This is a genomic window from Winogradskyella ouciana (assembly GCF_009709615.1).
In the GTDB taxonomy this organism is placed as follows: domain Bacteria; phylum Bacteroidota; class Bacteroidia; order Flavobacteriales; family Flavobacteriaceae; genus Winogradskyella; species Winogradskyella ouciana.
This window is the reverse complement of the sequence record NZ_WJYA01000009.1, coordinates 176,321-201,495: the sequence shown is the minus strand read 5'-3', so window position 1 is coordinate 201,495 and position 25,175 is coordinate 176,321. Positions and strand designations below refer to the sequence as shown.

Annotated in this window: 21 protein-coding genes and 2 tRNA genes; 13 read left to right on the top strand and 10 right to left on the bottom strand. The window is 34.5% G+C overall.

All coding sequences use genetic code 11. The features are described 5' to 3' along the window. Positions 1-44: 44 nt before the first annotated feature. Together F1003_RS14785 and F1003_RS14780 are read right to left on the bottom strand one after the other, a co-directional pair. Entirely contained in the window at positions 45-923 is an 879-nt protein-coding gene (locus tag F1003_RS14785; protein WP_155090205.1) for an NAD kinase, read from the bottom strand. 1 nt (position 924) lies between these two features. Continuing rightward, a complete protein-coding gene (locus tag F1003_RS14780) occupies positions 925-1,581 on the bottom strand; it encodes a CBS domain-containing protein (protein WP_155090204.1) in 657 nt (218 codons plus the stop codon). A 91-nt stretch (positions 1,582-1,672) separates the two neighbouring features. On the opposite strand from F1003_RS14780, the gene F1003_RS14775 reads away from it, so the two are divergent. From F1003_RS14775 to clpX, 7 genes are all read left to right on the top strand, one after another. Further along, a complete protein-coding gene (locus tag F1003_RS14775; RefSeq protein ID WP_155090203.1) occupies positions 1,673-2,386 on the top strand; it encodes a pyridoxine 5'-phosphate synthase in 714 nt (237 codons plus the stop codon). Beyond that, positions 2,383-3,147 carry an alpha/beta fold hydrolase gene (locus tag F1003_RS14770; protein ID WP_155090202.1) on the top strand — a complete coding sequence of 255 codons (765 nt, stop codon included), beginning with the start codon at positions 2,383-2,385 and terminating at the stop codon, positions 3,145-3,147. The genes F1003_RS14775 and F1003_RS14770 overlap by 4 nt, the downstream gene beginning before the upstream one ends. A gap of 19 nt (positions 3,148-3,166) precedes the next feature. Beyond that, a complete protein-coding gene (locus F1003_RS14765) occupies positions 3,167-4,240 on the top strand; it encodes an energy transducer TonB (protein WP_155090201.1) in 1,074 nt (357 codons plus the stop codon). A gap of 15 nt (positions 4,241-4,255) precedes the next feature. Further along, a complete protein-coding gene (locus tag F1003_RS14760; protein WP_155090200.1) occupies positions 4,256-4,603 on the top strand; it encodes a phage holin family protein in 348 nt (115 codons plus the stop codon). A gap of 81 nt (positions 4,604-4,684) precedes the next feature. Continuing rightward, positions 4,685-6,007, top strand: coding sequence for a trigger factor (tig, locus tag F1003_RS14755; RefSeq protein WP_155090199.1), 1,323 nt, complete (start codon positions 4,685-4,687; stop codon positions 6,005-6,007). A gap of 86 nt (positions 6,008-6,093) precedes the next feature. Beyond that, positions 6,094-6,768, top strand: coding sequence for a ClpP family protease (locus F1003_RS14750; protein WP_155090198.1), 675 nt, complete (start codon positions 6,094-6,096; stop codon positions 6,766-6,768). 83 nt (positions 6,769-6,851) lie between these two features. Next, positions 6,852-8,081 carry an ATP-dependent Clp protease ATP-binding subunit ClpX gene (gene clpX, locus F1003_RS14745; RefSeq protein WP_155090197.1) on the top strand — a complete coding sequence of 410 codons (1,230 nt, stop codon included), beginning with the start codon at positions 6,852-6,854 and terminating at the stop codon, positions 8,079-8,081. Between the two features lie 264 nt (positions 8,082-8,345). Here the strand turns inward: clpX and F1003_RS14740 are convergent, their stop codons facing one another. Both F1003_RS14740 and F1003_RS14735 read right to left on the bottom strand, forming a co-directional pair. Then, positions 8,346-9,554 carry a carboxypeptidase-like regulatory domain-containing protein gene (locus tag F1003_RS14740; RefSeq protein ID WP_155090196.1) on the bottom strand — a complete coding sequence of 403 codons (1,209 nt, stop codon included), beginning with the start codon at positions 9,552-9,554 and terminating at the stop codon, positions 8,346-8,348. Between the two features lie 145 nt (positions 9,555-9,699). Beyond that, positions 9,700-11,217 carry a GH3 auxin-responsive promoter family protein gene (locus F1003_RS14735; RefSeq protein WP_155090195.1) on the bottom strand — a complete coding sequence of 506 codons (1,518 nt, stop codon included), beginning with the start codon at positions 11,215-11,217 and terminating at the stop codon, positions 9,700-9,702. A gap of 103 nt (positions 11,218-11,320) precedes the next feature. On the opposite strand from F1003_RS14735, the gene F1003_RS14730 reads away from it, so the two are divergent. Next, positions 11,321-12,112, top strand: a complete 792-nt coding sequence (locus tag F1003_RS14730) for a DUF2797 domain-containing protein (protein ID WP_155090194.1) — start codon at positions 11,321-11,323, stop codon at positions 12,110-12,112. A 58-nt stretch (positions 12,113-12,170) separates the two neighbouring features. Here the strand turns inward: F1003_RS14730 and rpsU are convergent, their stop codons facing one another. The 4 genes from rpsU to F1003_RS14710 all read right to left on the bottom strand — a co-directional run bounded on the left by rpsU (position 12,171) and on the right by F1003_RS14710 (position 16,903). Then, a complete protein-coding gene (rpsU, locus tag F1003_RS14725) occupies positions 12,171-12,365 on the bottom strand; it encodes a 30S ribosomal protein S21 (RefSeq protein ID WP_008269492.1) in 195 nt (64 codons plus the stop codon). 101 nt (positions 12,366-12,466) lie between these two features. Continuing rightward, positions 12,467-13,330, bottom strand: coding sequence for a sigma-70 family RNA polymerase sigma factor (locus tag F1003_RS14720; protein WP_155090193.1), 864 nt, complete (start codon positions 13,328-13,330; stop codon positions 12,467-12,469). A gap of 112 nt (positions 13,331-13,442) precedes the next feature. Then, positions 13,443-16,100: an AsmA family protein gene (locus F1003_RS14715; RefSeq protein WP_155090192.1), complete on the bottom strand. Its 2,658-nt coding sequence runs from the start codon at positions 16,098-16,100 to the stop codon at positions 13,443-13,445. Between the two features lie 98 nt (positions 16,101-16,198). Continuing rightward, positions 16,199-16,903 carry a queuosine precursor transporter gene (locus tag F1003_RS14710; protein ID WP_155090191.1) on the bottom strand — a complete coding sequence of 235 codons (705 nt, stop codon included), beginning with the start codon at positions 16,901-16,903 and terminating at the stop codon, positions 16,199-16,201. A 71-nt stretch (positions 16,904-16,974) separates the two neighbouring features. On the opposite strand from F1003_RS14710, the gene folK reads away from it, so the two are divergent. Further along, positions 16,975-18,105, top strand: a complete 1,131-nt coding sequence (folK, locus tag F1003_RS14705) for a 2-amino-4-hydroxy-6-hydroxymethyldihydropteridine diphosphokinase (RefSeq protein ID WP_155090190.1) — start codon at positions 16,975-16,977, stop codon at positions 18,103-18,105. Positions 18,106-18,116: 11 nt separating this feature from the next. On the opposite strand, the gene F1003_RS14700 is transcribed toward folK, so the two are convergent. Both F1003_RS14700 and F1003_RS14695 read right to left on the bottom strand, forming a co-directional pair. Beyond that, positions 18,117-18,776, bottom strand: a complete 660-nt coding sequence (locus F1003_RS14700) for a class I SAM-dependent methyltransferase (RefSeq protein ID WP_235898391.1) — start codon at positions 18,774-18,776, stop codon at positions 18,117-18,119. Between the two features lie 24 nt (positions 18,777-18,800). Then, positions 18,801-19,364 (bottom strand): RNA methyltransferase, encoded by a 564-nt coding sequence (locus tag F1003_RS14695; RefSeq protein ID WP_155090189.1) that lies wholly within the window; start codon positions 19,362-19,364, stop codon positions 18,801-18,803. A gap of 212 nt (positions 19,365-19,576) precedes the next feature. Between F1003_RS14695 and mutS the strand changes: the two genes are divergently transcribed. The 4 genes from mutS to F1003_RS14675 all read left to right on the top strand — a co-directional run bounded on the left by mutS (position 19,577) and on the right by F1003_RS14675 (position 25,065). Next, positions 19,577-22,189 carry a DNA mismatch repair protein MutS gene (gene mutS, locus F1003_RS14690; protein WP_155090188.1) on the top strand — a complete coding sequence of 871 codons (2,613 nt, stop codon included), beginning with the start codon at positions 19,577-19,579 and terminating at the stop codon, positions 22,187-22,189. A gap of 97 nt (positions 22,190-22,286) precedes the next feature. Beyond that, positions 22,287-22,358 (top strand) — tRNA-Gly (locus F1003_RS14685). Positions 22,359-22,401: 43 nt separating this feature from the next. Then, positions 22,402-22,486: transfer RNA gene (locus F1003_RS14680), tRNA-Leu, on the top strand. A gap of 326 nt (positions 22,487-22,812) precedes the next feature. Next, positions 22,813-25,065 carry a DUF8693 domain-containing protein gene (locus F1003_RS14675; protein ID WP_155090187.1) on the top strand — a complete coding sequence of 751 codons (2,253 nt, stop codon included), beginning with the start codon at positions 22,813-22,815 and terminating at the stop codon, positions 25,063-25,065. Positions 25,066-25,175: the final 110 nt, after the last annotated feature.

The window sequence follows — 25,175 nt, the reverse complement described above, 5'->3', positions numbered from 1 at the left end:
GCTAATAGTCTTACAGATAAACAGAATTTGCTCGTATTTATTGCCTAATTGCGACGATCTTCACCCCAAAGTAGTTTTTTTCTTAGCGTGTCTAAAAAGGTTTCGTCTAAGCGCTCTACCATCTTAATTACAAAATCAGCTTTTTTAACGGTGACTGTTGTTGTATTTGGTAAGGTTACAATTCTAGAGTCTAAGGACATTAGAAATTGATCTTCTCGACCATCAACCCTAAAGGTAACTGTTGTATTGTCTGGTATAATTAAAGGGCGCGCACTTAAATTATGAGGTGCAATAGGTGTTAAGACAAAATTATTGGCATCTGGTGCTATTACAGGTCCGCCACAACTCAAAGAATATCCTGTTGAGCCTGTTGGAGTCGAAAGAATAAGGCCGTCTGCCCAATAGGACGTTAAATACTCATCATTGAGGTGTGTTTTTACCGTAATCATTGATGTGGTATTCTTTCTACTTAAAGCGATTTCATTTAGTGCAAAGTTGGTGTCTGTAATATCACTGTTGGTTGGCGAAGTGCTAACACTAAGCAATGAACGCTCGGATATTTTATAGTCTCCTTTAAATATTTCAGAAAGTGAAGCTTCTATCTCATCAGTTTGAATAGTCGCTAAGAACCCTAATCTACCTGTGTTTATACCAACGATTGGGATGCCCAAGTCTCGTACAAAGGTTATAGCTCTTAAAATGGTTCCGTCTCCACCTATACTTATTAGTAAATCAAAAGTATTATCTAATTCTTTGAACTTTGAAATAGCAGAACTAGTTTGAATAGCTTCATTTTGAAGTTTTAAAAAATCTTCTTCAATGTAAACACCGACCTTACGCTCTAAAAGTACATCGAGTAGAATTTCGAATGCCTTTTGAGTAGATTCTTTGGCATAATTCTGACCGTAAACTGCTATTTTCATATTACATGTTTAGGTATTTGTCAAGATATTGAGAGCGCTCTCTTAGGCTTTCGATATAAGAATCATCTTCATGACCCGATACAATATTATAGCTGTAGCGTCTAAAGGTTTGAATAATTTCATTAAGACTGGCGTTGCCAATTTTTAAAGTAATTCTTACCAAATCACTGTCCATTTTAGAGATAAATGCTCCCATCAATTTAGCATCATTGGATTCTACAATCTGACTAATTTCACTAAACGAATAATCGTGTATCCCTTTTTCAACAATTAGAATGCCTCCAGGTTCAGAAAAAAAAGGTGTTTCATTAAACAAGTGCATAATATCATTGAGCTCATAATAGCCAAGATACAGATTGTTCTTATCCAAAACAGGCATTATGTTAGAGTCGTTTTGTGCAAAAGCTTCCAATACATCTAACCAGTTAGTGGTAGGTCTCACAAAAAAACCTTCGATAGTATAATTGCAGTCCCCAATGATTTTTGCACCATCAAAACAATGGGCATCAGTTTCAGAAATACAGCCCATGTAAACTCCATCTTTCTGTATAGGAATGTGAGAATATGTCAACTGATTAAAAAGCATTTGTAAATCGCTGATTTTATCAGTAATGTTTAATGGGTTTATGTCATTTATAACTAAATCTTGTAACTGCATAATTCGGGTTTCAATATCTTGCAAATTAATCAAAAATAAGCATAATAACCCAAGATGAGTTCTGTATTTTTGTAATACAAAACCCAATGGAATGACAAAGTTAAGCGTTAATATAAATAAGATTGCTACACTTAGAAACAGCAGAGGAGGAGATGTGCCAAATGTTGTGGAATTTGCAAAAGATGTACAACGATTTGGTGCGGAGGGAGTAACGATTCACCCAAGACCAGATGAACGCCATATTCGTTACCAAGACGCTTATGATCTAAAGCCAGAAGTTTATACAGAATACAATATTGAAGGCAATCCTATCGCTAAATTTGTGGATATGGTCTTAGAAATAAAACCTACCCAGGTAACCTTGGTGCCAGATGCAGAAGATGCCATTACCTCTAATGCAGGTTGGGATACCGTAAGGCACAAAGATTTTCTTATTGATGTGATTAAGGAATTTAAGAACAATGGTATAAGGACTTCAATTTTCGTTGACCCTGATCTGCACCAAATTGAAGGAGCAAAAGAAACAGGAACAGACAGAATTGAGCTTTACACTGAGGCATATGCACATCAATATAAGTTGGGAAATAAAGAAGGTATAAAACCTTATATGGCTTGTGCAGGTCTTGCCAATGCACTTCAATTAGGCATTAATGCAGGTCACGATTTATCTTTAGATAATATCAAATACTTTAAAGAAAACATTACAGGATTGTTAGAGGTTTCCATCGGACATGCCTTAATAGCAGAAAGCCTTTACTTAGGAGCTGAGAATGTGATTAAAATGTATTTAGAAAAGCTGAAATGATTTTATACTCCAATATTATAGGTAAAGGAAAACCCTTTGTGATTTTACATGGCTTTTTGGGTATGGGCGACAACTGGAAAACCTTGGCCAGGCAATTCTCAGAATCTAATTTTGAAGTCCATCTTGTGGATCAACGCAATCATGGTCGCAGTTTTCATGCTGATGAATTTGACTATGAACTCATGGCTGAGGATCTGAAACGGTATTGTTGTGAAAATAACTTGAACGATATAGTGCTATTGGGACATAGTATGGGAGGAAAAACAGCTATGCTTTTTGCAGCAAAATATCCAGAGTTGGTAAATAAACTATTGGTTGCTGACATTTCACCTCGCTATTATCCTGTACACCACGATGCTATTTTAGAAGGTTTGAGTAGTTTAGATTTTACTGAAATTAAGAGTAGAGGTGAAGCCGATGAAGCTTTAAGTGCTTATGTCCCAGAAATGGGCACACGCATGTTTTTGCTCAAAAACTTGTATTGGGTCGAAAAAGGCCAATTGGGATTAAGAATGAATCTTGAAGTTTTAAAGGAGCAAGTATCTGAAGTTGGTGAAGCTTTGCCTGTCCATGCTACTTTTGATAAAGAGACGTTGTTTTTGCGTGGAGACAAATCTGAATATATAGGCGAAACGGACGAAACGATCATTAATAGACATTTTCCCAATTCTAAGATCGTTACCATAACAAACGCTGGTCATTGGTTACATGCTGAGAACCCTAAGAAATTTTATGATGTTGTAATGGAATTTATTCAATAAAAAATAACTAATTTTCAATATGAAAAACATTTTTATACTTACACTTTTTTTATTCAGTATTCAATCTTCAATATCGCAAAACCGACCAGATGGACCATTTAAAGATTATCATGACTCGGGCGAATTGATGTTAGAAGGTCAATATAAGGACGGTAAGCGTGTCGGTGAATGGAAAGGTTATAATAAAAACGGACAGGTTGTTAATATTTCAAGCTTTACAAAAGGGAAAAAGGATATTCCTGAGATTTCTTTTTTTGATGACGGTTCGGTAAAAAGAAAAATCGAAAAAGAAGGTGATATTCATGTAGTAAGAGAATATTATGAGTCTGGTGGTTTGTTTTATGAACGTGCCTATAAAAGCGGATACTATAAACAATTTACCGAAGAAGGGAAGTTGAAAATTGAAGCGAATTATAAAGATTTTCAGCTCTATGGTAAATGGAAATTATATGATGAAGATGAGAATTTAGAATGGAGTATCAGTTATGAAAATGGATATAGAAACGGGATGTATCAAAATTATCATAATAATGGTGAGATAAAGATTCAGGGAGTTATTCTTAATGACAGAAAAAATGGTGAAGAAAAACGTTACGATAATAATGGAAACCTAATTTGGAAGGGTTATTACGAAAATAATGAGTTTGCCAAAACATGGATTAATTATAACGAGAAAGGCAAAAAAATCAGAAAAATAAACACTAAGAAAGAAGATTTAGATATATTACCTACTGTTGTCCCAGATGGTGTGATAGAAAAATTTCCGATTTTTCCAGGTTGCGAAGACGTATTCGGAAACATGGCGAAACGTAAGTGTGCAAACCAGAGAGTAGCTGAACATATTGTTTCAAACTTTGACAAGAAAAAGATTGAAAAATTAGGGTTGTCACCCGGAAAAAAGCGCATTTATGTCATGTTTAAAATCGATAAATCAGGAACCGTTAAAGACATTCAAGTGAGAGGGCCACATCCTGAATTAGAAAACGAGGCTCAAAGAATTATAAAAAAATTACCAAACGTAGAGCCAGGTACGCAAAGAGGAGAGCCGGTAACTATGCCTTTTTCAATACCAATCGTTTTTATGGTAAATTAATAAAAAAATAAGACTATGAATTTAATAATCAGACTTTTACTAAATGCCTTAGCTGTTTTTGTTTTGGCACATATCCTAAACGGAGTAACTGTAGATGGCTATGTCGGTGCTATCATAGTAGCAGTGGTACTATCAATACTAAATTTATTGGTAAAACCGATTTTGGTAATATTTACCTTACCAATAACAATAATTACATTAGGTCTTTTTCTGTTAGTTATTAATGCCTTAATCATACTTTTGGCAGATAAACTTATAGACGGATTTGGCGTAAGTAGTTTTTGGACAGCACTTCTTTTTAGTGTTTTATTATCCATACTACAATCGTTGCTACAATCCTTCTTAAAAGAAGACAAAAAGTAACTTAAATTCAATCACTTAAAACAATTGTTGGGTTGTAAAAAATATTGTATTTTTGCAGCCCAATTTTTAGTTACAAAAATAATGAACATTACAAGAGAAGACATTGATGCATTAAATGCAGTTGTAAAAGTGGATATCGCTAAAGAAGATTATAGCGATAAAGTAGAGAAAATCTTAACGGATTATCGTAAGTCTGCTAACATTCCTGGGTTTAGAAAAGGACATGTGCCAATGGGAATGGTTAAAAAGCAATATGGTAAAGCTGTATTGGTGGATGAGGTGAACAAATTGCTTCAAGATGCATTGGGTAAATATCTCGTTGAAGAGAAGCTTGATGTTCTTGGTAATCCATTACCAAAACCACAAGATGATTTAGACTGGGATGCAGATGCCTTTTCTTTTGAGTTTGAATTAGGTTTGTCACCAGAATTCGATGTTAAGTTAAAAGGAAAAAAAGCCATTACGCATTACAATATCGTCGCGGATGATAAGATGATTGATAATCAAGTTAAGCACATCCAAAAGCAATATGGTAAGCTTATTTCTCAAACCGAAGTCACTAAAGATTCTGAAGTAACAGGAAAGTTCACTAACGAGGAAAAAGGCATTGAGAATGTAGCGACATTCACATTAGATAAATTAAAAGGAAAAACAAATCCAAAGAAATTTATTGGTGCTAAAGTTGGTGATGTTATTGAGTTAAAGACTAAAGGCTTATTTAATGACGATCATGATTTAATGACGTTCTTAAAAGTGCCTCATGATGATGCTCATGGATTAGATATCGACGTTAGTTTTGAAGTTTCTGAAATCAATGAGCGTGAGTTGGCTGATTTAGACCAAGAGTTGTTTGATAAATTGTTTGGCCCTAAAGCGGTAACATCTGTAACTGAATTGAAGGAAAAAATCAAGGAAGATTCTGAAAAGCAATTCAAACAACAAAGTGACCAAAAATTATTGAATGACGTTACTGAATATTTGGTTGAAAGCACAAAGTTTGATTTACCTGCAGAATTTCTTCAAAAATGGATGCAAACTGCTGGTGAAGAACCAATGACAGAAGAACAGGCTAAAGAAGAATATGAGAAGTCTGAAAAGAGTATGCGTTACCAATTAATAGAAGGTAAATTAATTACTGAGCATAACTTACAGGTTCAGTTTGAAGAATTGAAAGCTTACGCCATGGAAATGATAAAAGGGCAGATGGCACAGTTTGGTCAAATGAATCCTTCAGAAAAAGAATTGGAAGACATTGCAGCTCGTATACTTGGAAATCAAGAAGAGGTAAAACGCCTTTCTGAGCAGTTGATGAGCCAAAAATTATTAAACCTATATAAAACTGAAGCAAACCTTAAGACAAAGGAAATCACTTATGATGATTTTGTTAAAGAATTCTACAGTTAAGGGTTATTGAATAAATTAGTATCTTTAAGGCGTAGAACTGAAAAGTTTTACGCTTTTTTTTTAATCAAAAAACAAATTGAAATTAAATGGATTACGGAAAAGAATTCGAAAAATTCGCTATAAAGGATCAGGGTATCAATAGTAACTACTACAGCAAAATAATTGATAGCATGTACCCTTCAAATTTAACACCTAATATTATTGAAGAGCGTCAGATGAATGCCGTTGCTATGGATGTGTTTTCACGTTTGATGATGGATCGTATCATTTTTCTTGGCACTGGAGTCAATGATCAAGTTGCAAACATCATTCAGGCACAACTGTTGTTTTTGCAGAGTGCGGATGCTTCAAAGGATATTCAAATTTATATTAATTCCCCAGGCGGAAGCGTATATGCTGGTTTAGGGATTTATGACACTATGCAATTTGTGAAACCAGATGTAGCGACAATCTGTACGGGTATTGCGGCTTCAATGGCTGCAGTTTTATTGTGTGCTGGTGAGAAAGGGAAGCGCTCTGCGTTAAAACATTCTCGCGTCATGATTCACCAGGTGAGTAGTGGTACACAAGGTCAATTAAGCGACATGCAAATTGCCCTTAAGGAAACGATACGTGTAAAGGAAGAATTATATAAAATCATTGCGGACCATTCAGGCAACCCAATAGAGCAAGTAGAGAAGGATTCTGATAGAGATTACTGGATGCGATCTCAAGAAGCCCTTAAGTACGGAATGATTGATGAAGTTTTAGAACGCAAGTAATAGTATTTACTTACGACTAAAGTATTTGAAGATAAAATAATGAGAAGATTTCCATTGTTGTGGAAACCTAAATGAAATTTAAAATGGCCAAAGAAGAATTAGAATGTTCGTTTTGTGGTAGGAAAAAGCCAGAAACAAATTTGTTGATTGCAGGACTAGATGCACATATATGCGATCGTTGTATAGAGCAAGCGCATGGTATTGTTATTGAGGAGTCCAAGCAAACAGGCAATTCTGAGCTCAGTGCAGAACTGATGCTAAGAAAACCCAAAGAAATTAAAGCATTCTTAGACGAATATATAATTGGACAAGAATATACAAAGCGCGTGATGTCCGTTGCTGTTTATAATCACTATAAGCGTTTATTACAACCACCTTCTGATGATGATATTGAGATTCAAAAGAGTAATATCATTATGGTTGGGCAAACAGGTACTGGTAAAACCTTAATGGCAAAAACGGTGGCTAAAATGCTCAATGTGCCTTTGGCAATTGTTGATGCAACTGTACTTACTGAAGCAGGTTACGTTGGTGAAGATGTTGAAAGTATTTTAACACGTCTATTGCAAGCTGCTGATTATAATCTTGAAAAAGCCCAACGCGGTATTGTATTTATTGATGAAATAGATAAAATTGCACGTAAGAGTGATAACCCATCCATTACTAGGGACGTATCTGGTGAAGGTGTGCAGCAAGCCTTGTTAAAATTATTGGAAGGGACTGTAGTTAACGTACCACCAAAAGGAGGTCGTAAACATCCTGATCAAAAATTTATTGAAGTTAATACTGAGCATATCTTATTTATAGCTGGTGGAGCGTTTGACGGTATTGAACGTGTTATAACCAAACGACTCAATATGCAAGCCATAGGATATAGTACCGTTAAGGATGATACAATTGATAATGATAACATTTTACAGTATATCATACCAAAAGATTTAAAGGATTTTGGATTGATACCAGAAATTATTGGTCGATTACCTGTGTTAACTCACATGGATCCTTTAGATGCAGACACGCTTAGAGCCATTTTAACTGAGCCAAAGAATGCCATTATCAAACAATACAAAAAATTGTTTGCCATGGATGAGGTTGAATTTACCATTACTGAAGGAGCATTAAATTATATTGTAGAAAAAGCAATAGAATATAAATTAGGTGCTCGTGGATTACGCTCGCTATGCGAAGAGATATTAACGGAAGCGATGTTCGATTTACCAGGTTCTGGTGAAACCAAACTAAATGTCACCAAGGCTTACGCAGAAGACAGATTGTCTAAATCTACTTTAAAGAAGTTGAAGGCGGTGTCTTAGATTAAAAAAGTTTAATAAAAAAAGAAACCACAATCTCAAGATTGTGGTTTTTTTATTGAATTAGGATTGATTAATATAATATTGCTGGCAATATTTTATAATTATTTAATTAAGGTTTAAATAAACTTAATAGCACATTTATTTACTGCTAATATAGAGTCAACTTTTAGAGTAAAAGGCTTTTAGTTTCTTTTTTGGTTAAAGGTGTTTTAAATCTCGTTGTATGAAATTTCAATGCACTAAATGTCGTTAAATGGTTCACAACTATTTTTGGTTATAACTTACCTTAGAGGATAGTTTTAATATGGCCTTAAATTGGCTTTCCTCAGATTGAAATTTTAAAGAATAATCTTTGTAACCATCTTTAACCACCTTTAGTTGGTAGTCTTCAAAAGCTTTGATTTTAAAACTGTAAGTGGCATCATTACTTGTAACTTGTCGTTCTATCTCTTGCCCTTCACCGTTTAACAATACAACGGTTGCATTTGGTAATATTCTATCATCTTCAGTTATTACAATACCATTAAGCTCTTGATAAATTGCTCTCGACTGAAATCTATACAAGTTAAACGCATTGTTCTCATTGTCTTTGTTAGATGAGAATACGCCTTTCTTATGATCAATAAATATAAACGCCACTTCATCTTTCTCTGAATTAACAGCATACCCTAAATTTCTTGGAATTTTATAGTCCGCATTGGTCACTGTAGAAATAAATATGTCATAACCACCAATACTGTTATGTCCTTTGGAAGAGAAAAACAATTCTGTACCATCTTTGGATGTATGCGGATATTTTTCGTCTTCAGAAGTGTTAATTGTACTTCCCAGGTTTTCAGGATGACCAAGAGAGCCATCAACTTTAATTTCAGCTTTATAAATATCAAAACCTCCAAAACCAGATGACATATTAGAAGAGAAATAGAGGTGCTTTCCGTCAGATGATACATGCGGATTTTCTATAGAGTAGTCATCACTACTAATAGAAAGCTCCATTTCATTGATCCAATTACCATAAGAATCTTTTTCCAATTCGGCTTTAAATAATTTATAGTTCAAGGAATTGGTACGCGTACTTCGTGTGTAATAAATGGTATGTTCGTCTGGCGAAAAAGCAACTTGACCTTCATTGGCCTTAGTGTTTAAAATACGACTAAATAATAAAGGTTGCGATAATTTGCCATAAGCTTCAATGTCCGTGCAAAACAAATCAGTGAAAGGTTCATTGGTAACAGGATCTACTCCGTTGCCTAAACCGCCAATTTTTTTTGAGGATACCAAAACCAATTTATTTCTAAACGTGGTACAGGCAATTTCAGAATACTTGGAGTTAATTTTTGAAATATTTACAGTGTAAGTGTAGCCACTTTTGTTTCGGTCATCAACACTGTCTTTTGCAGGGTCTGTAGTATCTAATGAAGAGTAAGTACAGATCATAAGTGCCGATAACAGCACATGAATCGTAGATTTCATAACGTAGGGATAATGGATTAATAGCAATAGCAAATTACCAACAATGTTACACACCCTATGTTTTTGTCACTTTTTTTAGATAATAATCGTATTTATCCGACAATTATTAAGCAAATACTGATTTCTTCGATGAAATTAGGCAGTTTTAGACTTCATTTAGACGCAATAACTCATCTACATAGTCCCTAGAATTGGATAAACGAGGGACTTTATGTTGTCCTCCCAGTTTATTATTTTCCTTAAGCCAGTCATAGAAAAGGTTGGTTCTGGCACAGTGAATTTTTGGTTTGTTTAACGTCATATTGTTATAACGCTTGGCTTCATAATCAGAGTTTAATGACTTTAAAGCGTTATCGAATAACTCCTCAAAATAAGACATGTCCTCAGGTGGCCTTTTAAATTCAATAATCCACTCATGAGCCCCTTTTTCTTTACCATTCATAAAAATTGGAGCTGCAGTGTAGTCCACAATTTCTGCTGAGGTTCTTTTACAGACTTTCTTTAGGGCATCTTCAGCATTTTCAATAATCAATTCTTCACCAAAGGCATTGATATGGTGTTTTGTTCTGCCCGAAACTTTTATTCTATGCGGACTTAAACTCACAAAACGAATGGTGTCACCAATTTTATAACGCCAAAGTCCGGCATTTGTAGTGATAATTACGGCATAGTTTTTATTGAGTTCAACCTCACTTAAAGGAATTACCTTTTGCTCGCTTGTACCATAAGAATCCATAGGAATAAACTCATAGAAGATACCATAATCTAGCATTAGCATTAAATCACTAGAATTATTTTGGTCTTGAATAGCGAAGAACCCCTCTGAAGCATTGTAGATTTCGTAATATCTAAAATTATTTTTAGGTAATATGGCTTTGTATTGGTCTTTGTAAGGATTAAAACTGACACCACCATGAAAATAAACTTCAAGATTTGGCCATATATCAAAAATACTTTCCTTTTCTGTCTTATCTAAAACGTTATTGAGTAGAACAAGCATCCAGGAAGGCACTCCAGCAAGACTGGTTACATTTTCATTAATGGTCTCGTCAACAATGGCTTGCATTTTGGTTTCCCACTCACTCATCAGTGACACTCTACTACTAGGAGTGCTGCTGAATTCAGCCCAAAATGGCATGTTATCTATAAGAATAGCACTTAGGTCTCCAAATACGGTTCCGTTTTCTTTGTAAAGCTCCTTACTGCCGCCAAGCCGCAAGCTCTTGCCAGTAAACAATTGTGCATCTTCGTTATTGTTAAGGTACATACAGAGTAAATCCTTACTGGCTGCATAATGACAGTCTTCCAAAGAGTCCATACTAACAGGAATGAATTTACTTTTTGCATTGGTTGTACCGCTCGACTTCGCAAACCATTTAATAGGCCTTGGCCAAAAAATGTTCTGCTCACCATTTCTAGATCGTTCAATGAGCGGTTGAATAATCTCGTAATTAACAATGGGAATACGATCGTTAAATTCTGCGTAGGTTTTTATAGAGGCAAAATCATATTGTTTTCCTATTTCGGTATCCTTAGCGAATTTTAATAAGCTAAACAGTAATTCATTTTGTACTTCATTAGGGTATTTTAAAAAGAGTTCAATTTGATGGAACCGCTTTTTTAAAAACCACGAAGCAATAGAATTTACTATGGGAATTGGCATGGATTATTTATCTTTTGGCTAATTTTGAGGTGAACCCATATAAACCTTTTCTGTTTGATAAAGATTTATATAAGTTCAACGATAAAAATACTAAATTTCTTCTATGATTTATACAGGTGTTCTTACTAAAATGCAGACAGAGTTTTTAGAGCCAATACAATATTATTTGGTTTTTGAGAATGATTTTATTCATATGAATCAGTTACTGAACAAACCTATTACAATGAAACTTGTCGGTCACCAGTGTTTAAGCTGTGGTTTGGACAGGCCAATATACAGACAAGGTTTTTGTAAGACCTGTTTTTTTGACAAACCGATTGCAGGCGATTGGATTATGCGACCAGAGTTAAGTACAGCACATTTGAATAAAGAGGATAGAGATTTAGAATATGAAAAACAGGTACAGTTGCAACCGCATATTGTGTATTTGGCAAACTCAAGCAATGTAAAAGTAGGAGTCACAAGAAAAAGCCAAGTACCGACACGTTGGATAGATCAAGGAGCACATGAAGCTATTGAAATCGTTGAGGTCCCTAATCGTTATTTAGCTGGAATCACAGAAGTAGCCTTAAAAGATCACGTAGCTGATAAAACCAACTGGAGGAAAATGTTGAAGAATGATATTGAAGATGTGGATCTTATAGAATGGAGGAACAATTTAAAAGAATTCATTCCAGAAGAAGCCAAAGATTATTTTATTGAAAGCAATTCAGAAACTCATTTAAAATTTCCTGTGGATCAGTATCCTGTAAAACCTAATAGCTTAAATATAAAAAAGGAAATTAATTATTCGGGTAAACTTGTTGGGATTAAAGGGCAATACCTCATTTTTGAAGATAATAGAGTCTTTAATATTAGAGCAAATGAAGGCTTAGTAGTTGAGTTGAGTTTATAGAACAAAAAAAGAGCAATATTTCTATTGCTCTATATATGATAGGGACGTATAAAAAAAATTATACGTTCTCCGCGTCTCTTAATCCTTGGATATACTCAGCCTTCTGAATTTCTCTTCTTCTCTTAACAGATGGCTTAGTGAAATAACGAGACTCTCTTAGGTTTTGCATAATCTGCACATTTCTATGCTTACGCTTGTAACGCTTAAGAGCTCTCTCTATATTTTCTCCTTCTTTGATTTCGATTTTAATCATTATATCGATATATTTTGTTAACTAATTCTTGCAAATGGTCGGCAAATATATGCCAACTATTTGAAAATAAAAAATAATTATGTTATTAAAATAAGGAATTTTTAACCTAAATATGTCTTCAAGATTTTACTCTTGCTGGCATGTCTTAATCGTCTGATTCCTTTTTCACGTATTTGTCTTACACGTTCTCTAGTTAAATCATAAATACCACCAATCTCCTCTAAAGTCATTGGAGGTTGATCACCTATTCCAAAATTAAGACGAATGACGTCACTTTCCTTTTGGGTTAGAGTTTCTAAAGCACGCTCAATTTCAGTATTTAATGACGCTTTCATTAAATTTTTATCTGGCTTTGGAGATTCACTAGCACTTACCACATCATAAAGACTAAAAGTTTCTCCGTCCTTTAATGGTGCGTCCATAGAGAGGTGACGTCCAGAGTTTTTCATGGATTGTTTTACCTCACGTACGCTAATATCTAATTCTCTCGCAATTTCTTCTGCATTTGGAGGTCTTTGGTGTATTTGCTCTAAATGCGAAAAGGTTTTGTTGATTTTATTAATTGTACCAATTTTATTCAATGGTAATCTTACAATACGAGATTGCTCGGCCAATGCCTGTAGAATAGCTTGTCTAATCCACCATACAGCATAAGATATAAACTTAAAACCTCTTGTTTCGTCAAATCGCTTAGCTGCTTTTACCAAACCAGCATTACCTTCGTTAATTAAATCCGGAAGTTTTAAACCTTGATTTTGATATTGCTTAGCAACAGAAACAACGAACCTTAAGTTGGCTGTTGTTAATTTATCTAAAGCTTCTTGATCACCCTTTTTTATTCTTTGCGCTAACTCTACTTCTTCATCTGCGGTTATCAACGGAATTTTACTGATGTCTTGTAGATATTTGTCTAAAGATTTGTCTTCTCTGTTGGTAACCTGCTTGGTGATTTTTAATTGCCTCATGTACTTATTTTAAAATTAGTGAACCTACAACATAACTTTATTATTCAGAAAAACAAGAAAATGGCTAATTATTAACAAATTTTGGCAAAAATGTATGGTTTTTGCGTAAAAATCAATTGTTTTTTGTCGAATCTTGGGCTTTTTTGTCTTTTGATTTTTTCTTTCCACCGAACAAATCGCCTATGGCATCTTTTACGCCCTCCTTAATTTTATCCTTTGGATCTGTTTTACTGCTATCTGTTTTTACAGTTGTAGAATCTGTTTTTGTGGTGTTTGAATTTCCACCCAGGACTCCTCCTAACAAGTCGTTGATTTTGTCCTTGCCTTTGCCAATCAGTTTTTGCTTTTCAATTTCAATGAGTTGCTTGGTTAAATTAGAAACTCCACTCGTTAAATCTGTTGAAATATTTGGACTGGAAAAACTACCATTAATATTTGCCGTAACAGGAATGGATATTTTATTCACCTCTGGGTCATTGATCTTGCCTATCAAGCGGTTGACTTCGCTTCCCAAATACTTTGCTGGGACTTGAAACACAACATCATATTGTAAATTATTAGAAAATGTGTGTGTACCCGAAACTTCTATAGGAATGTCCTTGTAGTTTATGGTAAATGGTTTTACTGAAACCAAACCATTCTCAAAATTTAGTTTGGTGGCAATATTTTTCTGCAGATTTTGAAGGTCTAAAAAATCTAATTTATTATCCAAACCAGCTAATAAAGGACTTTTAGAAACATCAATATTGGAAGTTAGTATTTCAGCTAATGCGTTTCCTGAAATGGTGCTTAAATCTGGTGAGAAGTTTTCGTCCAAAAATCCGCTTATATCAATGGTAGAGTTCAATTTGCCTTGGAGAACCTTAGCGATTGGCGCAAGTGCTTTTAACATTTCCAAATCTCTAAAGGACTGGGAGATATCAAACTGTTGCATGGCGAGTTTCATATCAAATTTTGGTTTAGCCTCTTTTGTTGAAACATTACCAGATATTCCCAATTGACCATTGAACAAATCCGTGGTCATATTAATAAGATTAGCATTTTGATCTTTTATGCGCATCTGTCCTTTTACATTCTTCAAATTAAGATTGTCGTAAATGACGGTATTGGCATTTGCGGTAATGGTGCAATCCAAAAACTCAGGAATCTTCAGTGATTCTCCATCAGATGTTGTTTTGTTTGATGTTTCTGAAGCCGTTTCATCTTCAACCATAAAATCTGAAATGGCAAACGTATTACTATTCACGTTAAAATTTCCTTGTAATTTTTTATCGCTCAATAAGAATCCAAGCAGATTATTAATGGTTCCTGTTGCTGAAAGATCACTTTTTCCTGTTAAGGCGTCAAAACTGTTAAGGCTCACCGTTCCTGGTTTAAAGGTTAATTCTGCTTTATTGATTTGAATAGGGTTTACAATATCTTCCGACGAAAAAATAAAATCCGTAATCGATACGCTTCCGTTGTTTTTAATACGTTGGTAAGCGTTGGTTTCAATAGCATCCATATCAAAGGAGGTGTTGAGTTTTCCTTTTAGGATACCACTTAATTGATTTTCTATGTCAATAGGATATGCTTTTGTGACATTCGCCAGATTAAGAACGCCATCTAGGTTGGCATTAACCAACATATTGCCGGTTAAGTTTTTAATATGAGCTTCAGACTTAAAGACATCTTGGTCAATTTTAAAATCAAAGGTATTGATGTCCAAATAAGTATCATCCGCATTTCCAGAAGTATTTTTTACCGAAGCATCAATCATTATATTGGTAACACTTTTTGGCAAATCAGGATACTTAAACGACGCATTGTTAGATCGCATATTTATATCTAAAGTCGGAATGGTCTCTTCTGAAATTAATCCTTTGATTATACCATTTACCGTAAAGTTTCCTGTAGTATTGACGTTTTCTATGTTCTTGGAATATGTTTCTGGTATAACCGCTAAAAAGGATTTAAAAGACGATTCAGGATTTTTAAAACTAATGTCTATTTGTTGGCCTCCTTCTACATTTTGCACATAGCCTTGAAACTCTAATGGCAAAGCGTTAATAAAACCTCTATTCTCTTTAAAGGTGTATTTTTCTTGCTCTAAATCGAGATCAATTAAAGCATCTAGCTTAATAATGTTGTTGGTAAGATATTCTACACTATCAATAGACATAGTGATTTTAGCTTCGGTATTGGTGTCTAATTCCGAGAGTTCTCCCGAAAAGATGCCTTTTCCGGTATGGTTAATTTCCGTGGCATATATGTTTGTATCGGTTTGCTCGTCTATATAGGTGAACGCACTATTATTGATTTCGTAATTTTCTATATCAAAACTAAAACCAGTTGAAGTAGTGTCAGAAGCAACAGTTGTGCTTTCTTTCTCTTTTACGATATCGTAATTGGTGGTTCCGTTTTTATTGGTCTTTATGGTTAAGAGCATTTCGTCTGCAATAATTTCATTAACCGTCAATGGCTCTTCAGTACCTTTAAATAATTGACCGATCGGTATTTCAAAAGAAAGGGATTTCGCTGTAGCTAAAGTTTCGTCCTTAAAAGGTGCTCTGTTGGTGATTTTTAAATTTTCAACACTGACCTCAGCTTTTGGAAAACTACTTATGAGGCTTAAACTGATGTCGTCAAAACTTAAATCTGCATCAAGGTTCTCATCCGCATAATTTTGAACGATGGTATCAATTTTAGATTCCAGTACAAAAGGAATTGCAATAAGAGTGGCAACAAAAATGAGTAAAATAATTCCAATAATTTTGAAAATTTTCTTCATGGCGAAAAGTTATAGCTTGTTTAATAGTTACGCAAAAATCCTTAGAAAAGTTGCTTTCATGATTAAGTTTAAGAAGAATTTAATGTTTTAGATAACTCTTATAGTAAACTTATTTCCTCATTTACCTTTAGCTTAAAACGTTTTCTGAAGAGATAAACTCCAAGATATAGAAAAGGGGTGTCCAAAGCTGCCACCAAGACTTTAAATAAAAAACCACTGATTAATAAGCCTTTGAAATTAACCCAATCTATAATGCCGAACGAGCACAATAAGAAAATGATAGTAAACGTGTCAACAAATTGGGAAAACCAAGTAGAGAAATTGTTACGTAACCATAAGTGTTTACCCTTGGTAAGGCGTTTCCAAAAATGATAGATTTGAATGTCCACAAATTGTGCAAATAAATAGGTAAGCATACTGGCAAAAACAGCAATGGCAGAATTGCCAAAAACGGTATTAAACATCTCGTCATCCACATAAGACCAAGAGGTTGCTGGTACCTGAGAGCCTGTATAGATTATTAATAGTGAAAAAAGTGACGCAAAAATTCCAACAATCACAACATCATTGGCACGTTTTTTACCATATATTTCACTTATTAAATCTGTAATGAGAAAGGTAATAGGATACGGTAAGATACCAACTGAAATTTCAAACAATTTACTGCCAAAAATTTCAACATCTACAGGATACCAATAAAAAAACTTTTGAAAAATTAAGTTAGAAACGACTAAGGATGTAATAAAAAGCGCACCAAGCAAGAGGTAAATACGTTGTGCTAAAAGTTTGTCTTTTATTGGCATTAAAAATGGTTGATAAAATGTTGTTGTAAAGATAATCTATTAATATTTCTTTTAGTTATTTTGCTAATTCCATGATATCAACTAAATCCGTTTACATAGCATTAGGAAGTAACAAAGGCAATAAATTGCAGTATCTGCAATCTGCTGTTGATGCTATTTTTAAAACGGTAGGTGCCGTAAAAAAGATTTCAAAAGTTTACGAAACACCAGCATTAGGATTTGATGGTGATGATTTCTACAACACATGTATTAAGGTTGAGACGGAGTTAAAGCCAAAAAAACTTTTAAAAACACTCAAGGATATTGAAAAGGTATTGGGTCGTTCTAATAAGAAAACAGATAAATATGAATCTAGAGAGATAGATTTAGATATTCTGTTTTATGGAGATGAGATGATTGAGGAAAAGGCTTTGGTCATTCCACACCCAGAACTATATAAACGTAAGTTTGTCTTAAAGCCATTGCAAGATATTGCCAAGGATTTTCAGCATCCTGAATTAAATAAATCAGTTGAAGATTTACTTGTTGAATGTAATGATAAATCAGAGATTGAACCTATTAATATCTGGTTGAAGAACCCAAAAAAGGACTATAATTTTAGCGACTATAATTTTATAGCTATTGAAGGAAATATTGGTGCTGGTAAAACCAGTTTGGCGACAAAAATCTCGCAAGATTTTAATGCAAAGTTGATATTAGAACGCTTTGCGGATAACCCATTTTTGCCCAAATTCTATAAAGAGCCAGAGCGCTATGCCTTTACTTTGGAAATGTCTTTTTTGGCGGATCGTTATCAGCAAATCAGTGATGATTTGTCGCAATTGGATTTATTTAAGGATTTTATGGTGAGCGATTACGATGTGCATAAATCATTGGTATTCTCAAAGGTCACATTACCAGAGGATGAATTTAGATTATACCGAAAATTATTCTATCAGGTATATAAGGATATAGCGAGGCCAGATTTGTATGTGTACCTCTACCAAAACACAGAACGATTACAAGCTAATATTAAAAAACGTGGCCGTAAATACGAAAAGGAAATACAAGATGAATACCTTGAAAAAATCAACTCTGGTTATCTGGAATTCTTAAAATCACAAACGGACCTAAATATTAAAATCATCGACGTTTCAGAAAGGGATTTTGTAAAAAACCGTGAGGATTACTTGTGGTTGCTTAATGAAATTGGTAGCCAGTAGCCAGTTTGCAGTTAGGGTAATCTATAAAGTGTTGTTACAATTCTACCTTTGCCAATATCCAAAATGACTTCGTTCAAGACTTTGTCGTCTAAAATTTTCAACTTAAAAGGCTCAGCCAACACATCCACACCACTATTTTGTTTTAATCGTATGCCTTGACCAGAAATAATGTCTTTGTTGGGTTTAAATTCACCATCGGGAAGGTGCTCAGTCAATATAATGTATTTGTAGTTTTTTAGCTTATTTACAATTTGTTGAATTTCTTGGTTGGACAAATGTTGAAGCACTTGCCTTAAGATAATACAATCGGCATTTGGTAATTCGTCCTTGGCAATATCCAAACATTGAAACGTTAGGTTTTTTGCTATAAACTGTGTCCTATTTCTCTCAATGAGACTTTCCACAATATCAACTCCTATATAATTTTTCGTGAAAGGGATGAGATGTTTTCCAATATTAAAATCACCACAGCCCAAATCACAAACCGTCAGTTGATTGTTTTTAGACTTTAAAAAATCAATAACAACGTCTAAATAAGGATTTATGGTCTTTGGATCGTGAGAACCTATACCAGAATAGAAATCATACTCTTTTCCACCCCAAAGATGCTGTTCATAGATCTGTTCCATCACGGCTTTTGTTGGCCAGGGAGATTTTGATTTCTTTTTCAAAGTTCAAAGTTCAAAGTTCAAAGTTCAAAGTTTTGAGTTTTGGAATTTGGAATTTATTTTTTGGAGTTTATTGTGGGCATCCCAAACCACAACACCACAACTCACTGAGATATTCAAAGAATGTTTGGTGCCATACTGCGGAATTTCAATAACTACATCGCTTGCATCAACCACATCTTGAGCCACACCTTTTACTTCATTCCCAAATACAAAAGCATATTTGGTATTGGGATGAGGTTTAAAATCATTTAGCATCGTCGCGTTTTCGGCTTGCTCAATACTTGCGATTTTAATATTTTTAGCTTTTAATTTTTTAACGACTTCTAAAGTGTTTTCAGCATATTCCCAATCCACCGTTTCCGTGCTTCCTAGAGCAGTTTTACGAATGTCGTTATGAGGTGGCTGTGCTGTAATGCCACAGAGATAAATCTTTTCAATCAAAAACGCATCACTGGTTCTAAATACAGAACCAATATTGTTTAAACTTCTAATATTATCTAGAATTATAATGATAGGCGATTTCTCAGCGTCTTTAAATTCTGAAACTTCTAATCGATCTAATTCTTCGTTTTTTAGTTTTCTTTTCATAGTGTATCTGTCATTGCGAGGACGAAGGACGTGGCAATCTTTTCAAATCAAGAGATTATTTCGCTTCATTGCATTTCACTCGTAATGACGTTTCAATTTTTGTTTTAATGTTATCAACACCTGTAGATAACTTATAGCTTTCAGGCTTCAATAAACCTCAAATTATAAGTAAATTAGCGAACTTTCAATTTCAACAAAAATACACAAATCTCTTGGCTAAAAAGGCAAAAAAAGAAACACCATTAATGAAGCAGTACAATGCCATAAAGGCAAAGTATCCTGATGCGTTATTGTTATTTAGAGTTGGTGATTTTTATGAAACCTTTGGTAGTGATGCCGTTAAAGCATCCAAGATTTTAGATATAATCCTAACTAAGCGTGGTGCTGGTAGTGAAAGTGAAACAGAATTGGCTGGGTTTCCGCATCACTCATTGAACACCTATTTGCCAAAATTGGTGAGAGCTGGTGAGCGAGTTGCCATTTGCGATCAGTTAGAAGATCCAAAACAGACCAAGAAAATCGTAAAGCGTGGTGTGACAGAATTGGTAACACCTGGTGTGGCATTGAATGATGATATATTGCATTCAAAATCCAATAATTTTCTATGCGCTGTTCATTTTGATAAAAAATATATCGGAGTTTCTTTCTTGGATATTTCTACAGGTGAGTTTTTAACCTCTCAAGGTAATGCTGAATATGTGGACAAACTACTTCAGAATTTTAACCCAAGTGAAGTCCTCATTTCAAAACAATGCCGAAAGGAATTTACGGAGACCTTTGGTAGCGATTTTCATACTTTTTATTTAGAAGATTGGGTGTTTCAAGCTGATTATGCACACGAAACATTAACCAAACATTTCAATACAAAAACCCTGAAAGGCTTTGGGATTGAAGATTTGTATGAAGGTATTATAGCTTCTAGTGTTGTACTTCACTATTTAAGTGAAACACGACATAATAAACTAGAGCACATTGCAACGATTTCAAGGATTGCGACGGACGATTATGTGTGGATGGATAAGTTTACCATCCGAAATTTAGAGCTTTACCATTCTACAAATGCTAATGCTGTTACACTAATCAATGTCATCGATAAAACCATTTCCGCAATGGGAGGTCGAACATTGAGGCGTTGGTTGGCTTTACCGCTAAAACATGCTGATAAGATTAAACAACGTCACGAAGTAGTTCAATTTTTGTTGAATAATGAAGTAGTACTGCAAAAGATTCAAGGACAAATTAAACACATTGGTGATATTGAACGGTTAATATCTAAGATTGCCACTACTAAGGTGAGCCCTCGTGAGGTGATTCAATTGAAAAACTCTCTCGAAGCCATTGTGCCTATTAAATCCATGGCTGAAAATTGCAATAATGAAGCCTTAAAAGTTTTAGGTGCCAATCTCAACAATTGCGATTTATTACGAGAAAAGATTAAGCAGACACTAAATGAAGAAGCACCAGTTAATATCTTAAAAGGAAATACCATTGCAAAAGGTTTTTCTCAAGAACTGGATGAGTTGAGAGGTTTGTCAAAATCAGGAAAGGACTATCTCGATAATATGCTGAAGCGCGAAAGTGAGCGTACAGGAATTACGTCCTTAAAAATAGCCTCTAATAATGTATTTGGGTATTATATTGAAGTGCGTAATTCTCATAAAGATAAAGTTCCTGAAGCGTGGATTCGCAAACAAACTTTAGTGAATGCAGAGCGTTACATCACTGAAGAGCTAAAAGAATACGAAGCAAAAATTCTTGGTGCTGAAGAACGTATACTGGCCATCGAACAGCAGCTCTTTGCTGAATTGGTAACTTGGATGCATCAGTTTATAGTTCAAGTGCAACAAAATGCACAATTGATTGGTCAATTAGACTGCCTTTGTGGTTTTGCGAGTTTGGCAAAATCCAACAATTATAACTATCCAACGATAGATGACAGCTGTGACCTAGAAATTACAGATGGTCGTCATCCTGTGATTGAAAAACAATTGCCTTTAGGTGAAGCTTATATAGCCAATGATGTGTTTTTAGATAGGGAAACCCAACAAATCATAATGATTACGGGTCCAAATATGTCTGGTAAGTCGGCTATTTTAAGGCAAACGGCCTTAATTGTACTATTGGCACAAATAGGCAGTTTTGTACCAGCTAAAGAAGCTAAAATTGGATTAGTGGATAAGATTTTCACCCGTGTTGGTGCCAGTGATAACATCTCAATGGGCGAATCTACATTTATGGTAGAAATGAATGAAACGGCATCTATTCTAAACAACATTTCAGAACGAAGTTTGGTTCTATTGGATGAAATAGGTCGTGGTACAAGTACTTATGATGGTATCTCCATCGCTTGGGCAATCAGTGAATATTTGCATGAGCATCCTGCAAAACCGAAGACACTTTTTGCAACGCATTACCACGAGCTCAATGAAATGACTGAGACTTTCTCACGGATTAAGAATTTCAATGTTTCGGTAAAAGAGTTAAAAGACAATGTGCTTTTTGTACGTAAGTTGGTTGAAGGAGGTAGTGAACATAGTTTTGGTATTCATGTCGCAAAAATGGCAGGTATGCCGCAACAAGTGATACGACGTGCTAATAAAATATTGTCAAAATTAGAAAAGTCACATTCTAGTGAAGAACTTACGGATAAAGTAAAATCATTAAAAGATGATATGCAGTTAAGTTTCTTTAATTTAGATGACCCTTTGTTAGAAGAAATTAAAGATGAGATTTTGCATACAGATATTGATACACTTACACCTGTTGAGGCATTGATGAAACTCAATGAAATTAAGCGTATGTTGGTAAAGAAAAAGCAAGCTTAGTTAAGTTTAATTTATTTTAAAAAAATCTTTGCATTTATAAGAAATAGTTTAAATTTGCATCCGCTTTTATAGCGAAAAAGTTCTTTAAAAACACTACGCGAAAGTAGCTCAGGGGTAGAGCATCACCTTGCCAAGGTGAGGGTCGCGGGTTCAAATCCCGTCTTTCGCTCTATATAATATATACCAATTAAGTTGCAGTCTGCAACTGGGATGCTGAAGTGGTGGAATTGGTAGACACGTTGGACTTAAAATCCAATGGCCATTATGGCCGTGCGGGTTCAAGTCCCGCCTTCAGTACTGATAAAAAGCCGAAACGAAAGTTTCGGCTTTTTTGATTTTATGATTATCGGAAAGTTGGGTTTTAAACCGTAAGTATTTAAGATTAAAAATCGGCATTTTTTACTTCGGTTTAAAAGGAAACCTTTTGTGGTAAATAATTGACTTTTAGACGATAATCGTAAATTTGTATAGTTTGTCAAATATTTTTTTATTAATTTCATAAAGGTTTTTTTACCCTTTTTAGTAATTGGTTAACATAAAATTACTACCCTCAATTTTCTACTCCTTGTTCCGGGCATTTAATAGGTTATGGTCATTATAATCAACCATAATAATGCTTTATCATGAAATTGAATTTCATCTTTTCATTTTTCACAATCGTCTTGATTTTTCCATTAATTAATGAATCTTCTATAAACCTAAAGCAAAAAAGCAAGGATAAGCCTAGATTAAAAACCGAAGATTTAAGAAGGGTAAATGAATTTACCAGCCAAGGACAATTGCGTCTATCTTTATATGAAAGTAGTGCGTTAGCTAATAATGAGTCGGCTACAGATGCGTTATTAATTTTATTTGACACCGAAGGTAATAACGCTATTGACGCTAATGATGCACTGCATATTCCCAATTTAGACGAAAATTTTGCGACTAATAATAACGGGATTTTATTAAGTGTTGAAAATAGAAATACTCCACAGGATGGAGAGGAAATCCAATTAGAAGTTAACACTTACAGGAACACCGATTATACAATTGTAGCAGAGGGCATAGCTATGCAATGCGCAACGGCATTCTTATTTGATAATTATACTCATATTTCTACTGAGATTCCGCAAAGTGGTACGGTTAACTATAGCTATTCTATTACTTCTGGTACACCTGCTTCTATTGCCAATGATCGCTTTGAGGTAGTCTTTGCCTCCAGTCCTTTGCAAATTACTTGGAATGGTTTTGCCTCTAACAACTGGAACGATCCAAATAACTGGATACCAAACCAAGTACCAGATTTTTGTTCGGAAATAACAATTCCAGTAACAGGAACTTTACCCATATTATCTGGTGATAAAACCATTACAGATTTAAACATCCATAGTGGAGCAAATTTAATCGTTTCTACAGGAGCAACTCTAAACATAGATGGTGATTTAAATATGTATTCTGAATCAGATTCATACTCTGGTTTAATTCTAAAAGGCACAATAGCTGTTTCAGGAACCTCTAAATACCATAGATATACCAATTCGGAACTGAATGGTAATGATTTGATTGCCCCTCCTTTATCAGGACAAAGCTGGACTTCTTTTCTAACTAACGACAATAATTATAATTCAGATGTTCTATTAAGTAATGGAGAAGCTCAACCAAATACAACCTATCTATTTGGTCCGTTTGAAAAAGGCAATACTGATGACTATTTGCTATACAACTACAACACTTCAACAACTTTATCTTCTGGTACGGGTTACAGAGTAGGAACAGATACTTCATTAGATGAAGGTTTAGGGGAGGCCTTAATTTTTACTGGATCAATTGTAACGGGTTCTGTTAATACATCTGTTGAAAATGATTTTACGGGTGATTTTCCGGAGTGGAACCTCATAGGAAACCCTTACCCATCGTACCTAGATGTTGACGCATTTTTGAATCATGTAGGGTCTGTCTCTGGAGTATCAAATCTTAGTTTGCTAGATGAGGATACTGCAGCTATTTATGGTTATGATGCAAATAATACAGACGGATCAGGAAGTAATTGGACGATTACAAATTTGGTGGATGGACCAACTCTAATAGCTCCGGGACAAGGCTTTTTTGTATCGTCAAATTCATCATCTGCTGATTTGGAGTTTACACCAAATATGCAGACTGTGGGTAATTCAGATGACTTTATAATAGGTAGAACATCAAGTGATGTAGATTTTATCAAAATAAGGGCGAGTACAGCTTCTGATAGTTGTTTAACATCTCTGTTTTTTCATGATAACGCAAGTTTAGGACTAGACAGAGGGTTTGATGCAGCTGTTTTTGGTGGTAATGTTCCAGAATTCGCCCTGTATTCACATCTGGTTGCGAACAATGAAGGTGTTCCAATGGCTATACAAACAGTTAATTCTAGTAATCTTTCAGATGTGGTAATTCCATTAGGAGTAAATGTAAATCAAGGAGAGGAATTAACCTTTAGTATTGCTGATATGTCATTGCCAGCTTCTATTAATGTCTATCTTGATGATACGCTCGTAAATACGTCAACTTTGTTAATCAATGATGACTATGTGATGTTACCTACAGCAGCAACCTCTGGGACCGGACGTTTCTTCTTGAGAATATCTGAAGATGCATTATCAACTACTGGAGATAATTTACATACTCTGAATATCTTTGTTTTAAATAGTTCTAAAGAATTAATAGTTAGTGGCCGGTTACAAGAAAACACACAATTAGATTTATTCGATATTCAGGGCAGGAAGGTGCTTGCAACTGAGCTTAATTCATCTATTATTGAGAATCGCATAAATATAGCTTCACTTAGTGGAGGTATTTATATTGTGAATCTTCAATACGAGACAGGACAAAAATCAAAAAAAGTTGTTATTAAATAAAACCCAATCTATTTTTTTTACTTGTCTAATTACAAGATAATTCAGTTTAATTTCACCTATACTATCTATTGCTGATAACACTACATGATGTCTAAAGTCCTTTTATTTAT

What these genes read in the sequence shown, in the direction of transcription:
- F1003_RS14785 (WP_155090205.1), bottom strand. Translation starts at nt 923, where the DNA reads ATGAAAATAGCAGTTTACGGTCAGAATTATGCCAAAGAATCTACTCAA.
- F1003_RS14675 (WP_155090187.1), top strand. Translation starts at nt 22,813, where the DNA reads ATGAAATTGAATTTCATCTTTTCATTTTTCACAATCGTCTTGATTTTT.
- F1003_RS14735 (WP_155090195.1), bottom strand. Translation starts at nt 11,217, where the DNA reads ATGCCAATTCCCATAGTAAATTCTATTGCTTCGTGGTTTTTAAAAAAG.
- F1003_RS14740 (WP_155090196.1), bottom strand. Translation starts at nt 9,554, where the DNA reads ATGAAATCTACGATTCATGTGCTGTTATCGGCACTTATGATCTGTACT.
- F1003_RS14750 (WP_155090198.1), top strand. Translation starts at nt 6,094, where the DNA reads ATGGATTACGGAAAAGAATTCGAAAAATTCGCTATAAAGGATCAGGGT.
- F1003_RS14760 (WP_155090200.1), top strand. Translation starts at nt 4,256, where the DNA reads ATGAATTTAATAATCAGACTTTTACTAAATGCCTTAGCTGTTTTTGTT.
- folK (WP_155090190.1), top strand. Translation starts at nt 16,975, where the DNA reads ATGATATCAACTAAATCCGTTTACATAGCATTAGGAAGTAACAAAGGC.
- F1003_RS14775 (WP_155090203.1), top strand. Translation starts at nt 1,673, where the DNA reads ATGACAAAGTTAAGCGTTAATATAAATAAGATTGCTACACTTAGAAAC.
- F1003_RS14720 (WP_155090193.1), bottom strand. Translation starts at nt 13,330, where the DNA reads ATGAGGCAATTAAAAATCACCAAGCAGGTTACCAACAGAGAAGACAAA.
- F1003_RS14770 (WP_155090202.1), top strand. Translation starts at nt 2,383, where the DNA reads ATGATTTTATACTCCAATATTATAGGTAAAGGAAAACCCTTTGTGATT.
- F1003_RS14730 (WP_155090194.1), top strand. Translation starts at nt 11,321, where the DNA reads ATGATTTATACAGGTGTTCTTACTAAAATGCAGACAGAGTTTTTAGAG.
- F1003_RS14715 (WP_155090192.1), bottom strand. Translation starts at nt 16,100, where the DNA reads ATGAAGAAAATTTTCAAAATTATTGGAATTATTTTACTCATTTTTGTT.
- F1003_RS14695 (WP_155090189.1), bottom strand. Translation starts at nt 19,364, where the DNA reads ATGAAAAGAAAACTAAAAAACGAAGAATTAGATCGATTAGAAGTTTCA.
- clpX (WP_155090197.1), top strand. Translation starts at nt 6,852, where the DNA reads ATGGCCAAAGAAGAATTAGAATGTTCGTTTTGTGGTAGGAAAAAGCCA.
- tig (WP_155090199.1), top strand. Translation starts at nt 4,685, where the DNA reads ATGAACATTACAAGAGAAGACATTGATGCATTAAATGCAGTTGTAAAA.
- F1003_RS14765 (WP_155090201.1), top strand. Translation starts at nt 3,167, where the DNA reads ATGAAAAACATTTTTATACTTACACTTTTTTTATTCAGTATTCAATCT.
- F1003_RS14780 (WP_155090204.1), bottom strand. Translation starts at nt 1,581, where the DNA reads ATGCAGTTACAAGATTTAGTTATAAATGACATAAACCCATTAAACATT.
- F1003_RS14710 (WP_155090191.1), bottom strand. Translation starts at nt 16,903, where the DNA reads ATGCCAATAAAAGACAAACTTTTAGCACAACGTATTTACCTCTTGCTT.
- rpsU (WP_008269492.1), bottom strand. Translation starts at nt 12,365, where the DNA reads ATGATTAAAATCGAAATCAAAGAAGGAGAAAATATAGAGAGAGCTCTT.